This is a genomic window from Ectopseudomonas composti (assembly GCF_001567565.1).
Lineage (GTDB): Bacteria > Pseudomonadota > Gammaproteobacteria > Pseudomonadales > Pseudomonadaceae > Aquipseudomonas > Aquipseudomonas composti_A.
Genome location: NZ_LSSW01000013.1, coordinates 189076 through 203923, shown reverse-complemented (window position 1 = coordinate 203923; position 14848 = coordinate 189076). Strand labels below are relative to the sequence as shown.

Sequence of the window (14848 nt, the reverse complement as noted above, 5' to 3'; positions counted from 1 at the left end):
GGCAAATGCCCGCCTACAGAAGTTGGGACAAGCCAGGTACAGAAACGACTCCTGACAGATGGACGAACGGCCTACCGTTTGCTTGTCGAAGCGATTGCGCTAGGCTCTGCACCTTCACTTAAAGGAGGTACTCCCATGGCCCGCGCCACCGCCCGCCACATCCTGGTTGCCAGCGAAGACAAGTGCAACGAACTGAAAGCCGCCATCGAAGGCGGTGCCGACTTCGCCCAGTTGGCCAAAGACAATTCCTCCTGCCCGTCCGGCCGCAGCGGCGGCGACCTCGGTTCGTTCGGCCCGGGCCAGATGGTCAAGGAATTCGACACCGTGGTCTTCAGTGCGCCGGTCGGCGTGGTGCAAGGTCCGGTCAAGACCCAGTTCGGCTACCACCTGCTGGAAGTCACCAGCCGTCAGGACTAATGGCCGATGATGGAAGGGCCGCCAGCGCGGCCCTTCTTGTCCCAAGCCTTTTTTCGATACTCCTGCAGTAGGGCTCTGGGTTTCAGCCATGAAACGCGGTATTCGGCTCACCTCCATTCTGCTGGTATTCATTTGCCTGTCGCTGGCGTTGCTCACCGCCTGGCAGGTCTGGTTCTCTCGTGAGCGCGCGTTGCATGAGCTGAACGTCGCCAACCTCAACCTGGTTCAGGCGCTGGACAACTACACGGAAGGGGTCATCCGGCAATCCGAACTGGTACTGATCGAGTTGAGCGATCGTCTGCAGAACGGCCTGGCGATGCAGCAACCAGAGCGCCTGCGGGCCTTGCTGCAGAAGCAGAGAGCAGTGCTCGGCCTGGCCAATGCAATCATCATCTATGACCCGGTGGGCAATCGCCTGCTGTCATCGCCCCGGCCTCCCGAGCAGAGCCCCAACGCCGCTGATCGCGCCTTTTTCCTTCATCACCGCGCCGATCCCTCTACCGACACGTACATTGGCCCCACCATCAAAAGCCGTATCACCGGAGACTGGGTCTTCACGGTAAGCCGGCGGCTGAACGACAGTGACGGGCATTTCGCTGGCGTGGTTGCGGTGACATTGGATGTCGAGCATTTTCTGAGTTTCTTCGGCAGTCTGGACCTCGGCGAGCACGGCTCCATGAGCCTGTCCACCGGCGACGCCAAGCTGCTGTTTCGCCAACCCTTCCGTGAGCAGGATGTCGGCATGGACTGGTCCGACTCGCCCGTCCTGCAATTGCTGCGCAACCATCACGAAGCGACCTCCGAACAGACCTCACGCATCGACGGGGTCAAGCGTGTCTACGCCTTGCGTCGCAACGATCGCCTGCCGCTGATCACCATCGTCGCGCTCAGCCGCGAGGATGCCCTCGCCCCCTGGCGCCACGATGCCCAACTGTTCACTGGCCTGATTCTGCTGTTGCTGATCGCCGTCGGGGGCATCGGCCAGAGCCTTATCGTCGATATCCGCCGCCGCTCGCGCACCGAGCGCCAGTTGTTGCTTGCTCAGGAAGAGCTGCTCGACGCCAACTCGCGACTGGAAGTGCTCGCCTCGCAGGACAGCCTGACCGGCCTGGCCAACCGCCGCAGTTTCGACCAGACCCTGGAAGTGGAGATCCGCCGAGCGCAGCGCCGGGGCTCGTCACTGTCACTGCTGCTGTTCGATATCGATCTGTTCAAGCGCTACAACGACCGCTACGGCCATGTCGCCGGCGATGACTGCCTGCGCACGGTGGCGGCGCTGCTCAAGCAGTGCGTGCGCCGACCAGGCGATCTGGCCGCGCGCTATGGCGGCGAGGAACTGGCGGTGATCCTGCCGAACACCACGGGCGAAGGTGCCGAGGCCGTGGCACTGGGCTTCATGCAGGCGTTGGAGCAGCGCCACCTGGCTCATGAAGCGAGCCCTTTCGCACGCGTCACCGTCAGCGCCGGCGTGGCCAATCTCACGCCTGACCAGCAAGACAGCTCGGTACTGGCGCTGGCATTGATCGAAGCAGCCGATCAGGCGCTGTATCGGGCCAAGAGTAAGGGCCGCAACCGCATGGAAAGCACCGAGGTCGATAGCGAACATCGGAGATGACAAGCGGTCTGAAGCGGTTCAGCATCGCCTCAACGTCTCTGCCTCGGATAAATGGCCACGATGAGCAACAACACCGCACACCCACTGCAACAACTCGCCCAGCACCTGCTTGGCAAAGCCATTCACGAACTCGAGCCGGAAGAAAGCCATGTGCTCGAACAGATCCGCCAGCGCCGCCCTATCAGTCGCGACGTAGCCGATGTTTCGGACCAACAGTCGAGCTTCGGTGAGCGGCTCTCGGACAAGGTCGCCGCAGTCGGCGGCTCCTGGACCTTCATCATCAGCTTCGGGCTGATCATGCTCGGCTGGATGCTGATCAACACCGACGTGCTGTCGCACTTCGGCATGGCCTTCGACCCCTACCCGTACATCTTTCTCAACCTGATGCTGTCGACCCTGGCCGCGATCCAGGCGCCGATCATCATGATGAGCCAGAACCGCCAGGCGGCGAAGGATCGCCTGGCCGCGAGTCTGGACTTCGAGGTGAACCTGCGCGCCGAACTGGAAATCATGCGCCTGCACGAGAAGATCGACCAACGCATCCAGCAACGCCTGGATCAGATCCTCGAACGCCTACCGGAAAAAAAACCGCAGGACTGAACAGCCCTTACGGCAGCGTCGCCGCGCGCTGCCGCCAACTATCGAGCAAACGCCCGCCCCAGACGTTGATCAACAACCCGGCCATGACCAGCGCGGCGCCGACCATCTGCAATGCACCAAGGCGCTCGCCCAACAGCAGCGCCGAAGAACTGATGCCCACCACCGGCACCAGCAGCGAGAACGGTGCCACCTGGCTGGCCGGGTAGCGCGACAACAGGCGGCTCCATAGCCCGTAACCGAGAATGGTCGCGCCGAATGCCAGGTAGGCCAGCACCAGCAGCGAGTCCAGGCTGAGCGTGCGCAGCGAGTGGCTGATCAACTCCGGCCCCTCCAGCCATAGCGACAATGCCAGGAACGGTAGCGGCGGGATCAGGCTGCCCCAGACCACCAGGCCAACCAGGTTGACCTTGCCCAGCTTGCGCGTGACCACATTGCCCAGCGCCCACATCGACGCGGCGGCGATGGTCAGGGCGAAACCGGCCAGGGTCATCGCCTGCCCGCCCTGCAAACCGATCAGTACAAGACCGCTGGCCGCCACCAGCAGGCCGAACAGGTTGCTGCCTCGCAGCCGTTCGCCGAGAAACAGCGCGGCGAAGAACAGGGTGAAGAAGGCCTGCGACTGCAGCACCAGCGAAGCCAGGCCGGCCGGCATGCCGACGTACATGGCATAGAAGAGAAAGGCGAACTGCCCCAGGGAAATGGTCATGCCATAGGCCAGCATCCAGCGCAGCGGCACTTGTGGCCGACGCACGAAGAGGATCGCCGGGAACGCCGCGAGCATGAAGCGCAGCGCGCCCATCAGCAGCGGCGGCATGCCGTGCAGGCCGATCTTGATGACCACGAAGTTCAGCCCCCAGACGACGATCACCAGCAGTGCCAGCAGCAGATCCTTGGGTGACATGAGCACGAGCCTCGCATTGAGTGAGCGGGCATTAGAGCAGCCTCGCCCGGCAGCAGACAGACACAGACGCCGAGGAAAAAAGCCACACAGCAGTAAGCGACTGCTAACCTGCGCGCCTCTGCATCGTTACTGCACATTCATGACCCTGCACGACTTTCTCCTGTTCGCCCTGCCGGCGGTGTTTCTCACCGGACTGTCCAAGGGCGGCTTCGGTGGCGCCCTGGGTGGCATCGCTGTGCCGCTGCTGGCACTGGCCACCTCACCGAAACAGGCAGTGGCGGTGATGCTGCCGATTCTCTGCCTGGCCGATGTGGTGGGCCTGAAGGCCTACTGGGGCAAATGGGATAGCGCCAACCTCAAGGTCATGCTGCCCGGCGCGGTGATCGGCATTGCCATCGGCTCGCTGACTTTCGGTTTGTTCGACGAACGCGCCATCGGCCTGCTGATCGGGGGGATCGCCATCGTCTTCGTCGGGCTTGGGCTGGTGATTGGCAACCAGGCGCCGCGACCGCTGCACAAGGGCCGTGGCACGCTGCTGTCGAGCCTGGCCGGATTCACCAGTTTCGTCGCCCACGCCGGCGGCCCGCCGGTGATGATGCACCTGATGCCACAGCAACTGGACAAGGTCCGCTTCGTCGCCACGATCAACCTGTTCTTCCTGCTGACCAATGCCGCGAAGCTGTTTCCCTACGCGGCTCTGGGCCAGTTCACCCAGGAAAACCTGCTACTCAGCCTGATGCTCGCGCCCATCGTGCCGCTGGGTGTATGGAGCGGCCTGTGGCTGCAGTCACGGGTCAACCACCTGTGGTTCTACCGCATCGCCCGGCTGGGCATTCTGCTGGCAGGCATCCAGCTGATCTGGCGCTACCTCTGACCCGTGCTCTCGCTCAAGGCTCGGCTACGCGCCACAGCTGCGGCCACTCGCCGGGGTTGCCGCCCACGCAGCGCCCCATGAAGCTGAACGAGGCCAGTCGAAAACGCTCACCGTCGAAGCGCCAACTGCCGGTCTCGCCGCAGTCGGCAATTCCGCGCCCCTTGTACAGATAGGCCAGCTCACCGGTATCGGGACTGTAACTCACCCATCCGGACAATCCGCCATGCCCCAACGGTAGCGGATCGAGCTGCAGATCCCGCTGCGCATGTGGCCGCTGACGATCCACGCGATACACCGCGAAATCGCAGTTGTAGGCCGCGCACCAGGTACGAATGATCACCAGCGCCTCGCGCTCGTTGAGGGCGAAGGCCTCGGCCTCCGGCTCGTCGTCCATTTCTTCCTCGATCCAGGCGTCACGCGTCTGCGCCATCACGGCCTCAGCAATGCTCCGACTCTCGGCCTCCGACAGCGGCGTGGTACCCGGATAGGCAGGCAGATGCGCTGCCGGCGCTGCAGACGGCACCTCGCTGTCCGGCCGCGGCCCCGGGCGGTACAACGCACTGCGGGTAGCGACCCGGCCCTGGACGGCATCCATCAGCAGCAAGGCGGCGGAAAGCCCACTGAGCGACACCACAGCGTCGGATTCGCGCTCCGCCGGCATGCTTAACTGCTCGCCATTGCGCAACTCGGCCAACAGCGCCTGCGCATCGGCGCCCTCGGCCAGCAGCAGCGTCTCGTCGTTCCGTTGCAACCGGTGCAAGGCCTTGGCGTTCGCCAGCGCTTTGCCGTCGAGCAACAGCGGCGCGAAGCCCCGCTGCTCGACGTCACGCACATACAGCTTCACCGGCGCCTGCGCACCGGCATCACGCTGCAGGTGCAAAGCCAGTGGAGTGTATTCGAAACCGTCACGGGCGCTCAGCGCCTGGCAACCGCGCTGGTTGTCGCAGGCCACCACCCAATCCTTGATTTCCCGGTACAACGGCACCTGTTCGGCGGCTGCCTGGGCAATCCCCGTGGCCAGCATCAACCCGGTGATCAGCGTCCAACGCGACATGAGCAACTCCTTCTGACGAATGCGCAGGGCCGCCATGTTCCTGCGCCCGGCCAAGTCAGGCAAGCGTCGTCAGAGATCAAGCAGCTCGCGCGCCGCTGCCGTGGCTCCGAGCGCACAGGTTGTAGGCAGTGATGGCATCGAAGGCCTGGAAGCAACTGTCGCGAGGCCAGCACGGCGCCCACCTCGACAGCCGCCTCGACCGCTGAACAAGCCACCCAAATATCGACCGGCGCTTGGCCACAACCTGTTACTCTCCAGCGACTATGCTTCATACAGCGCATGCGCTTTGCAGACGGCCCGGTGGCCGAGGAGGTGGTAGTGACCAGTACGTATACGTCCAGTCCATGATCCATTTTCCGGAGTAACCACCATGAGCAAGAGCCAAGATTCACACAAGGAAAGCAAGAAGAAGCCGCAGAAGACCGCGCATGAAAAACGCGAAGCCAAGCGATCGAAGAAACAGGGCCATACCACCCTGTTGGGCAGTCATTCTCCCCTCGCCTGACCTGCGCTTTGCCCCGGCACAGCCCTCCTGTGCCGGGTTCTACCTCCCGTCGACGGAAATTGCAGGTGCCGTTGAGCGCGCAAGGCACTAGAATCCGCAGCCTATCCGATCGTCACGCCGCAACCTGCGCTGACGCCGTATCACCTATCGGCCAGGAGACCCCAGATGGGCGCCCAGTGGAAAGCCAAACCCAAAGAAGCCGCCGCCAATGCCCGAGGCAAGATCTTCGGCAAGCTGGTGAAGGAAATCATGCTCGCCGCGCGTAACGGCGCCGACCCGGACATGAACCCCAAGCTGCGCCTGGCCGTGCATCAGGCCAAGAAAGCCTCGATGCCCAAGGACACCCTGGAGCGCGCCATCAAGAAAGGCGCCGGTCTGTCCGGTGAGGTGATCAACTACGAGCGCACCCAGTACGAAGGATTCGCCCCGCACCAGGTGCCGGTGATCGTCGAGTGCCTGACCGACAACGTCAACCGCACCGTCGCCGAAATTCGCGTGCTGTTCCGCAAGGGCCAGCTCGGTGCCTCCGGTTCGGTGAGCTGGGACTTCGACCACGTCGGCCTGATCGAAGCCACCACCGAAGATGACTCCGACCCGGAACTGGCGGCCATCGAAGCCGGTGCCCAGGACTTCGTGCCCGATGACGAAGGTTCGACCCTGTTCATTACCGACCCGACCGACCTCGACGCCGTGTGCAAGGCGCTGCCGGAGCAGGGCTTCACCGTCAACTCGGCCAAGCTCGGTTACCGCCCGAAGAATCCGGTAAGCAGCCTGACGCCGGAGCAAATGGAAGAAGTCGAGGCCTTCCTCGAAGCCATCGACGGTCACGACGACGTACAGAACGTCTACGTCGGCCTCGCCGGCTGATATTCGTTGGGCGCCCGGCTCGGGCGCCCAACGCTGACCTTATGAAAACCACTCTCCACATAGCCGCAGCCTGCCTGTTCGACGAACGTGGCCGCCTGCTGCTGGTGCGCAAGCGCCACACCCGTTTCTTCATGCTGCCTGGCGGCAAGCGCGAAGCAGGCGAAGACGCACTGTCGGCGCTCGAACGTGAACTGCTGGAAGAGCTGGAGCTGCAACTGCCTGCCGCCGCGCTGCAACCTGTCGGCCAGTTCCAGGCGCCCGCCGCCAACGAGGCCGACACCTGGGTGCACGCTGACATCTTCCGCGCCACCCTGCCCCACGCCGTTCAGCCCGCCGCCGAGCTGGAAGAACTGCGCTGGCTCGACACCACCGAGCCGCTGCCTGATGACCTGGCGCCCCTGCTGCGCGATCAGGTGCTGCCGGCTCTGGCGGCCACCCTTTAGGGCCGTCGCGAGCGACGTCAACACGACCTCCAACGGTTTCTTGATCCACGGCAACGCAGGCGACAGCCCCAGCGATTAGGCTGCGCCGATAACCAGAACCATTCGCCTTGCCTGCAAACCCCACAGGAAACGAGGTTTGCCATGAGTATCACGTCCGCCCAGATCTGCCAGGCAGCCGACCAGTTGCAAGGCTTCGTCGGCTACAACGCCAAGACCGAGCAGTACCTGCTGCGCTTCTCCGAAGACAGCTTCGGCCTAGATGTACCGGCCGATACCATCACTCCAACCTGCGAATACGTCTGGCACGCCGCTGAAGGCGAGCTGATGCGCCTGGATCGCCAGCGCCTGGCCTGGCTGCAGGAACAACGCATCGATGACCGGGTCAATCTCAGCGAGCCGTTGCGCGTGTATCTGCGCCGCAGTGATCTGCCGGAAATACGCGCCGAGCGACGCCGCCTGGCCCCAGCCTGAATCGCCGCCAGGGTGCGCACCGCGCACCCTGCCGGCCGGATTCTGCTTAAATGGCCCACCGCCCCGCTGCTTCCATACCGATGACCCCACTGCACTACCGCCCTCTTCCGCCGCTGCTGCGCCCACTGGTCGACAAGTTCTACCGTAGCCAACGCTCACCGATGCGCAGCCAAGCGGGCGACGAGATCTGGGTCGCCGAACAGGTGGGGGAAATCGTCGCAGCACTCAGCCTGCGGGCAGTCGCCGGTGGGCAGTGGCTCACCGGCCTGTTCGTCGCTACCGCGCTGCGCCGCCAGGGGCTGGCCGCGACCCTGCTCGATCACGCTCTGGCGCAGCATCCCGAGGCGATCTGGCTGTTCTGCCATCCTGATCTGCAAAGCTTTTACCAGCGCCACGGCTTCGAGGCTGGCCACCCCCTGCCGGCAGAACTGGCCGAACGGCTGGCCCGCTACCAACGCAGCAAGTCGTTACTCTCGCTGCGCGCCCACTGAGCAGCCTCTCGGCCTGGGCCAAAACACTGGCACTTTGCTCAGGAATGCCCCTTGCCATTAGCGGTCAAAGCTCTGCATGCTAGGTCCATAACGACGAAAAGAAACGCTATGGCCACCCAGACCGCTCGTTTGCTGAAGCGCTTGCGCAAGGATTTCCAGCTATCGATCATCACCCTGATGGGGCTGTTCGGGGTCCTTGGCATCTCTCCTTACGCCGTCTACCGTTTGCTCACTGGCAACTACCTGGTCGGCATCGCCGACACCGTCATCGTCTTCTCCACGCTGGCCGCCGTGCTCTACGCCTGGATAACCCGTGACACGGTCAAACCCGGCATCTACCTGGCCGCCGTGTTCTCCGTCAGTGCCACGCTGATCGCCATCAACCTGGGGGTCAATGGCCTGTTCTGGATCTACCCACTGATCCTCTTCAATTTCTTCATGGTCACACCCGGCAAGGCCCTGCTGGCCACCTCACTGGTGTTGGTCAGTCTGGTCAGCCATGCCCTGCTGGTGCCCGGCAGCGTGTTCGAAAGCCACTACCAGATGGTGTCGTTCCTGGTCACCTGCATGATGGCCAGCGTGCTCAGCTTCATCTTCGCCTTCCGCACCCGTACCCAGCGCGACCAGCTGCAACTGCTGGCCATTCATGACCCGCTGACCGGCGCGCACAATCGCCGGGCGATGAACGAAGAGCTGAAAATCGCCATGGCCAGCCATCGCCGCCACAGCGACAGCTACGGCCTGCTGGTGATGGACCTGGACCATTTCAAGCAGATCAACGACCGTTTCGGCCACCATGTCGGCGACCAGGTGCTGGTGGCGTTCGTCGAGCTGATCAAGCGCTGCTCACGCAAGGAAGACCAGCTGTTTCGCTTCGGCGGCGAGGAGTTCCTGCTGCTACTGCCCAATACCGAGGTCGAGGGGCTGCGCGCCGCTGCGCAGAACCTGCTGAGCCGCGTCGCCAACGAACTGCAGAGCCCGGGCGGCGCGGTGACCGTCTCCATCGGCGGCGCCATCCTGCACGGTGGCGAGCACTGGGAAAGCTGGCTGCAGCGCGCCGATGAATGCCTGTATCGAGCCAAGAGCGAGGGACGCAACCGCGCGGTGATCGCCGAAGCCCCGAGCGGCCAGAGCAAGACCACCGCCAGCCATTGAGGCGTCAGCGGCTGCGCTGTTGTTGATAACTGCCGCTGCCAGGCTGGCGCTCGATGATCAGCCCACCTGGATATTCGGTGCTCTGCCGGATGCCACCACGGCTTTCGCTGGAGTAGCTGCCATAATTGCTTTCCTGGCGCACGCTGCCCTGCGGCAGACGCTGCCCACCATACAGGTTGTGCTGCTCATAGCTCGACGAACCCGAGACGCTACCGCTGGCCCCTGGACTGACGTAGCTCTTGGGAATGACGCGAATGGTCTGCGGCTGGTCGGCGAACGCAGCACCGGCCAACGTCGCAGCCAGGATCAACACCAGCGAACGAATGAACATGAGCACCTCCCATCTGAGCCCGGGCAGACATCGAACGCCTGAAACCCGAAAACCATCATCACCCCGGCTTTGACAACAGCGCGAGGGAATTTTCAGCGCTGAAACGACAAAGGGTCAGCCGAAGCTGACCCTTTGCTGGAAATGGTGCCGGAGATAGGAATCGAACCTACGACCTTCGCGTTACGAGTGCGCTGCTCTACCGACTGAGCTACACCGGCGGGAAACGTCGGCATTATGCGAGTTGCCGCGCTCGTGCTCAAGTCACGGCAACATCAGTTGTCGAGCAGTTCGATGCGGTCGTCGTGGATGCGAATCAGGCCCTGCTTGTAGAGACCACCGATGGCCTTCTTGAAGTTGCCCTTGCTGACCCGGAACTGCTCGGCGATCAGCTCTGGCGAGCTCTTGTCGCCCAGCGCCAGCATGCCGCCCTGCGCCCGCAAGCGCTCGATGATCTGCTCGGCCAGGCCACTGGCAGCTTCTTGGCCGATGGGCTGCAGGCTCAGGCTGATCTTGCCATCGGCGCGCAGCTCCTTGATGTAGCCCTTCTCGCGCATGCCACTGCGGATGAACTTGAACAGCTCGTTCTTGTGGATCAGGCCCCAGTGCTTGCCGTCGATGATGGCCTTGAAGCCGAGATCGGTACGCTCGACCACCAGCAGATCGACTTCCTGGCCGACCTGATAGTTGGCCGGCACCTTGTCCAGGTAGCGGTCCAGGCGCGCAGTGGCGGTGAGGCGACGGGTGCGCTTGTCCAGATAGAGGTAGATCACGCAATAGTCGCCGATCTGCAGCGGGCGCTTCTCTTCGGAATGCGGCAGCAGCAGGTCCTTGGGCAGGCCCCAGTCGAAGAACAGGCCGACGCGGTTGATATCCACCACCTTGAGGCTGGCGAACTCGCCCAGCTGGATCTTCGGTTTCAGCGTGGTAGCGATCAGCTTGTCTTCGCTGTCGAGGTAGAGAAACACGTTGAGCCAGTCTTCGACTTCGCTCGGCGTGTCCTTGGGGATGTAGCGCTTAGGCAGGAGGATTTCGCCATCCGCACCACCGTCCAGATACAGACCGAAATCGGTGTGCTTGACCACCTGCAAAGAATTCATCCGCCCAATCAAGGCCATCGCGTTTCACCTCACCAAAACAGCCGGCCATTCTACCCGAGTTAATCCGCGACCGGGCTGGCAGCGTGGCGAAGCGACGGCCGGTCGAATGGCGGCATAAGTACCTGGGAAACAAGCCATAAATTGCAGCGAAAAGCCCTCCATGCGCAGCGTTATGGTATGTATCCGGGCGATTAAGCGAGCAGAAATAGGCGAATTGAGGCATAATGACCGGCCGCCCTTCTGAAAGAGATCAAGGTCATGGCCACCCTGCGCGTGAAGTCTTCCTCCAGCAAAGTCAGCAAACCCGCCCCTGCCGTGGAAACCCGCGAGTCCATCGAGGCGCAGATTGCTGCCTTCCTGCAGGGTGGCGGCGAGATCCAGCAGATCGCCAAAGGCGTCAGCGGCCAGACTTACGGCGGCACTCGCCAGATCACCATCAGCAAGAAGTGATCGCTTCGGGTGTGCATCGCGCACCCAGCCCCTCCCCGCTCAGGGCACCTCTTAAAACTACCTGCGTTGTCATCGCTGCGTTAAAAACAGGCTCGTGCGCGAGTCCGATCAAAATGCTCATTTACAACTCGTAAACTGCGCTTTTTCGCCCGTTTTCGCCTTGCGCTGACTGCCTCGCCTACGTTTTTAGAGGCACCCTTTACTCGCTCGCCAGCCCCAGGCGCAGCAACTGCCCTTTCGGCGCATCCGTCAGCACGTAGACATAGCCGTCCGGCCCCTGCCGCACGTCGCGTACCCGCACCTTCAGCGATTCCAGCAAGCGTTCCTCGTGGGTGATCCTGTCGCCGTCGAGCTGCAGGCGAATCAGCGCCTGGCCGGAGAGCGCACCGATGAACAGGTTGTGCTGCCAGGCCGGGAAACGCTCGGCGTCGTAGAAAGCCATGCCGCTGATGGCCGGTGATTTTGCCCAGACATGATGAGGCGCCTCGGTGCCCTCAACGGTTTTGCCCTTGGCCTCGGGAATCGCCAGCATCGAATAGTTGATGCCGTAGGTCGCCAGTGGCCAACCGTAGTTCTTGCCGGCCTCGGGAATGTTGATTTCGTCACCACCGCGCGGGCCATGCTCATGGGTCCACAGGCGGCCACTCCAGGGGTTGAGCGCCGCGCCCTGCTGGTTGCGATGGCCGTAGGACCAGATTTCCGCACGCGCGCCGTCACGGCTGACGAAGGGGTTGTCCTCGGGGATGCGCCCGTCGGGGAGGATGCGCACCAGCTTGCCCTGCAGCTTGTCGAGGTCCTGCGCGGTGGGACGATTGTTGTTGTCGCCCAGGGCGATGAACAGGTGACCATCGCGATCGAACACCAGGCGCGAACCAAAGTGCGTGCCACTGGACAGTTTCGGTTGCTGGCGGAAGATCACCTCGAAACCCTCCAGCGCCGTGGCATCGGCCGACAGCTTGCCGCGCCCGACAGCCGTACCTGCCGCGCCGTCGCCCTGCTCGGCATAGGACAGATAGACCAGACGGTCCTCGACGAAATCAGGCGACAGCACCACGTCGAGCAAACCGCCCTGACCGACGGCGAAGACCTCGGGCACGCCACGCAGCGGCGCGGACACCTCACCCTCTGCACTGACCCGGCGCAACGCTCCCGGCCGCTCGCTGACCAGATAGCCCTGCCCGTCCGGCAGGAAGGCGACTGCCCAGGGGTTGGCCAGACCTTCGGCGACGGTGTGAACGTTCAGCGGCCCCAGCTCGGAGCTCAGCTGGCGGTCTTCGGCGAGGCTTTGCTGGTAACCGAACAAAGCGACCAGACCGAGGGCAGCGAGGGGTTTCAGGCGCGGCATCGTGGCGTCTCCAGGCGTCAGACAAGCGGCCATAGTGCAACAGCCCCTCAGCTGTGGCAGCCCTGCAAAAGTTTCCTCAGGTTTCAGTCCATCTGGTAACGCTGCTCGATGCGCTGGTATTCGCCGGACTCACGCAACAGGCGCAGCCCTTCGTTGAAACGCCGGCGTTGTTCGTCAAGACGAAAGCCGACGCGGTAAAGCGTGGGCGGAAAAATATCGAACCAGGCCAAGGGCTGGGTCACGTCAACCTGGTCGGCAACATCACGATCCAGGTAGCGGATGATGCGCTTGTCGCCCACCACGATATCGATGCGCCCGCTGTAGAGCAGGCGGTTGCGATTGATCTGCGATGCCTCCTCGCGGTAGCGCGGATTATTCTTGGCCATGCGCTCGAACTCCGGCCCCATCAACCACCTTGCACGCTGAAAGGTGCTGATGGAGTAATTGCCGAGATCGGCGATTCGTTCGATGTGATAACCGCGCTTGGCCAGCGCCACCGCCATGTTCTGATAATGGATGTAGACGTCCGAGTAGAACGCCGGCACGCCACTACTTTCGTTAGTGGTGGTGATGGCATCAATCTCGCCGCGACGCAGCATCAGGTGCAGACGTTCCATGGGCGCGTAATAGGCGGTCAGCTCGAAGCCGGCATTATGCGCGGCGCGCTCCACCAGCTCATATTCCAGGCCACGCGGCTCCCCCTCGAACACATAAGGCGGCTTGTGCGTACCGAAGCCGACGTGCAGCACCTGCGCCGCAGCCGTCGCACTCAGGCACGCCAACATCAACACCAGCCACGCTCTGAACATCATCTCCCCCACTGTCGGTCCCGCCAGAGCATAGACGCCAGGCCACCTTCATAACCACAGTGGATGCCGGCCGATTCATTCCGCTTTGCCTTATCGAGGCTAGACTGGCTGCACGCATTTTGCGCCTGCCTTCAGGAGACCAAGACCATGCTCAAAGCCGAATACCAGCAACGCGGCCCGGTGCCGCAGGACGTGATCAGCGCAGTGCCACTGCAACTGCCGGAGCCCGCAGCCGGGCAAGTGCGGGTCAAGGTACTGGCTGCGCCGATCAACCCGTCCGACGTGCTGACCCTGACCGGCGCCTACGGCATGCTGCCGCCGCTGCCCGCCGTGGGCGGCAACGAAGGTGTGGGCAAGGTCGAGGCGCTCGGTGAAGGCGTGAGCAACTTCAAGGTCGGCCAGACCGTGCTACTGCCGGTCGGCTGCGGTACCTGGGTCACGGCTCTGAATGCCCCGGCGGAGAAACTCATCCCGCTGCCGGACGCCGACCCGCTGCAACTGGCCATGCTCACCGTCAACCCGCCCACCGCCTCGCTGCTGCTCAGCGAGTTCGTCGACCTCAAGCCGGGCGACTGGGTGATCCAGAACGCCGCCAACTCTGGGGTCGGCAGCTACCTGATCCAGCTCGCCAAGCTGCGCGGTTTCAAGACCATCAACGTGGTACGCCGTGATTCGGCCATCGCGGGCGTCGAGGCCGAAGGCGGTGACCTGGTGCTGGTCGACGGCCCGGACCTGGCCAAGCGTGTGCGCGCAGCCACTGGCGGCGCCGAAGTTCGTCTGGGCATCGATGCGGTCGGCGGCGTCAGCACCGACAACCTGGCAGCAGCCCTGGCCAACGGCGGCGTGCTGGTCAACTACGGCATGATGAGCGGCCAGTCCTGCCAGGTTTCGCCCTCCTCGTTCGTGTTCCGTGACGTGACCCTGCGCGGTTTCTGGCTGGCCAAGTGGTTCCAGCAAGCCAGCCCGGCGCAGCAGATGAAGGTGTTCGGCGAGCTGGTGCAACTGATCGCCAGTGGCAAGCTGAAGACCCGCGTCGCTGCTACCTATGACCTGGAACACATCAAGGACGCCGTAGCAGCCGCCGCCAGCGGCGAACGTGACGGCAAGATCCTGCTGGTGCCCTGAGCGCACCAACCGAGCGCCGTAGGGTCGGTCACGCTTTACCGATCCACCGCTCTGGTGGATGTAAAAAGCGACGCACCCTACGGCTTCACACTGCCCAAGGTGCGCCGGCCAGGCCATGGCCGATGGTGACGGCCGCACCGATCAGACCGGGCTACAGGTCGCTCAGGCTCCACCTCCGGCTAATCGCCTCGGTGATGCTCGCCGCAATGCTGCGGTCGAAGAAGTTGAACAGCTTGGCCAGAACAAGCAGGAAGAGAATGCGCCAGGCATTCGCGGCTTGCTGGGTAGGCTGCACGAC

18 protein-coding genes, 1 tRNA gene and 1 pseudogene are annotated in these 14848 nt (G+C 63.2%); 12 read left to right on the top strand and 8 right to left on the bottom strand.

Features of this window, described 5'->3' with window-relative positions; genetic code table 11:
• The first annotated feature begins 135 nt into the window (after positions 1-135).
• From PCLY_RS03245 to PCLY_RS03235, 3 genes are all read left to right on the top strand, one after another.
• Complete coding sequence (locus PCLY_RS03245) at positions 136-417, top strand: peptidylprolyl isomerase (protein ID WP_003462270.1); 282 nt, start codon at positions 136-138, stop codon at positions 415-417.
• 88 nt (positions 418-505) lie between these two features.
• The gene (locus PCLY_RS03240) at positions 506-2032 is read left to right on the top strand and encodes a sensor domain-containing diguanylate cyclase (RefSeq protein ID WP_061237803.1); all 1527 of its coding nucleotides are present in this window, start codon (positions 506-508) and stop codon (positions 2030-2032) included.
• A gap of 60 nt (positions 2033-2092) precedes the next feature.
• Positions 2093-2632: a DUF1003 domain-containing protein gene (locus PCLY_RS03235; RefSeq protein WP_061237802.1), complete on the top strand. Its 540-nt coding sequence runs from the start codon at positions 2093-2095 to the stop codon at positions 2630-2632.
• 7 nt (positions 2633-2639) lie between these two features.
• Here the strand turns inward: PCLY_RS03235 and PCLY_RS03230 are convergent, their stop codons facing one another.
• Positions 2640-3533 carry an EamA family transporter gene (locus PCLY_RS03230; RefSeq protein ID WP_061237801.1) on the bottom strand — a complete coding sequence of 298 codons (894 nt, stop codon included), beginning with the start codon at positions 3531-3533 and terminating at the stop codon, positions 2640-2642.
• A gap of 139 nt (positions 3534-3672) precedes the next feature.
• On the opposite strand from PCLY_RS03230, the gene PCLY_RS03225 reads away from it, so the two are divergent.
• On the top strand, positions 3673-4407 hold the full coding sequence (locus PCLY_RS03225; protein WP_061237800.1) for a sulfite exporter TauE/SafE family protein: 735 nt from the start codon (positions 3673-3675) through the stop codon (positions 4405-4407).
• Between the two features lie 13 nt (positions 4408-4420).
• Here the strand turns inward: PCLY_RS03225 and PCLY_RS03220 are convergent, their stop codons facing one another.
• A complete protein-coding gene (locus PCLY_RS03220) occupies positions 4421-5461 on the bottom strand; it encodes a DUF1176 domain-containing protein (RefSeq protein ID WP_061237880.1) in 1041 nt (346 codons plus the stop codon).
• A gap of 370 nt (positions 5462-5831) precedes the next feature.
• Between PCLY_RS03220 and PCLY_RS25275 the strand changes: the two genes are divergently transcribed.
• The 6 genes from PCLY_RS25275 to PCLY_RS03195 all read left to right on the top strand — a co-directional run bounded on the left by PCLY_RS25275 (position 5832) and on the right by PCLY_RS03195 (position 9393).
• On the top strand, positions 5832-5966 hold the full coding sequence (locus tag PCLY_RS25275) for a hypothetical protein (RefSeq protein WP_269451513.1): 135 nt from the start codon (positions 5832-5834) through the stop codon (positions 5964-5966).
• A 165-nt stretch (positions 5967-6131) separates the two neighbouring features.
• On the top strand, positions 6132-6833 hold the full coding sequence (locus tag PCLY_RS03215) for a YebC/PmpR family DNA-binding transcriptional regulator (protein WP_061237799.1): 702 nt from the start codon (positions 6132-6134) through the stop codon (positions 6831-6833).
• Between the two features lie 41 nt (positions 6834-6874).
• Entirely contained in the window at positions 6875-7276 is a 402-nt protein-coding gene (locus tag PCLY_RS03210) for an NUDIX hydrolase (protein WP_061237798.1), read from the top strand.
• A gap of 141 nt (positions 7277-7417) precedes the next feature.
• Positions 7418-7747, top strand: a complete 330-nt coding sequence (locus tag PCLY_RS03205) for a DUF2025 family protein (RefSeq protein WP_061237797.1) — start codon at positions 7418-7420, stop codon at positions 7745-7747.
• Positions 7748-7827: 80 nt separating this feature from the next.
• Positions 7828-8238 (top strand): GNAT family N-acetyltransferase, encoded by a 411-nt coding sequence (locus tag PCLY_RS03200; RefSeq protein ID WP_061237878.1) that lies wholly within the window; start codon positions 7828-7830, stop codon positions 8236-8238.
• Between the two features lie 108 nt (positions 8239-8346).
• Positions 8347-9393, top strand: coding sequence for a GGDEF domain-containing protein (locus PCLY_RS03195; protein WP_061237796.1), 1047 nt, complete (start codon positions 8347-8349; stop codon positions 9391-9393).
• Between the two features lie 4 nt (positions 9394-9397).
• On the opposite strand, the gene PCLY_RS03190 is transcribed toward PCLY_RS03195, so the two are convergent.
• From PCLY_RS03190 to PCLY_RS03180, 3 genes are all read right to left on the bottom strand, one after another.
• Entirely contained in the window at positions 9398-9724 is a 327-nt protein-coding gene (locus PCLY_RS03190; protein ID WP_061237795.1) for a hypothetical protein, read from the bottom strand.
• Positions 9725-9866: 142 nt separating this feature from the next.
• A tRNA-Thr gene (locus PCLY_RS03185) sits at positions 9867-9942 on the bottom strand.
• A 54-nt stretch (positions 9943-9996) separates the two neighbouring features.
• Entirely contained in the window at positions 9997-10839 is an 843-nt protein-coding gene (locus tag PCLY_RS03180; protein WP_061237794.1) for a CvfB family protein, read from the bottom strand.
• 240 nt (positions 10840-11079) lie between these two features.
• Between PCLY_RS03180 and PCLY_RS03175 the strand changes: the two genes are divergently transcribed.
• Positions 11080-11271: a hypothetical protein gene (locus tag PCLY_RS03175; protein ID WP_003462311.1), complete on the top strand. Its 192-nt coding sequence runs from the start codon at positions 11080-11082 to the stop codon at positions 11269-11271.
• A 199-nt stretch (positions 11272-11470) separates the two neighbouring features.
• Here the strand turns inward: PCLY_RS03175 and PCLY_RS03170 are convergent, their stop codons facing one another.
• Positions 11471-12616, bottom strand: a complete 1146-nt coding sequence (locus PCLY_RS03170) for a PQQ-dependent sugar dehydrogenase (RefSeq protein WP_061237793.1) — start codon at positions 12614-12616, stop codon at positions 11471-11473.
• An 83-nt stretch (positions 12617-12699) separates the two neighbouring features.
• Positions 12700-13401 carry a substrate-binding periplasmic protein gene (locus tag PCLY_RS03165; protein WP_061237876.1) on the bottom strand — a complete coding sequence of 234 codons (702 nt, stop codon included), beginning with the start codon at positions 13399-13401 and terminating at the stop codon, positions 12700-12702.
• 171 nt (positions 13402-13572) lie between these two features.
• Here PCLY_RS03165 and PCLY_RS03160 point away from each other — a divergent pair, with 171 nt between their 5' ends.
• Entirely contained in the window at positions 13573-14550 is a 978-nt protein-coding gene (locus PCLY_RS03160) for a zinc-dependent alcohol dehydrogenase family protein (RefSeq protein ID WP_061237792.1), read from the top strand.
• 154 nt (positions 14551-14704) lie between these two features.
• Here the strand turns inward: PCLY_RS03160 and PCLY_RS24750 are convergent.
• Positions 14705-14845 (bottom strand): annotated as a pseudogene (locus PCLY_RS24750) (MFS transporter); the annotation flags it as partial.
• Positions 14846-14848 lie beyond the last annotated feature (3 nt).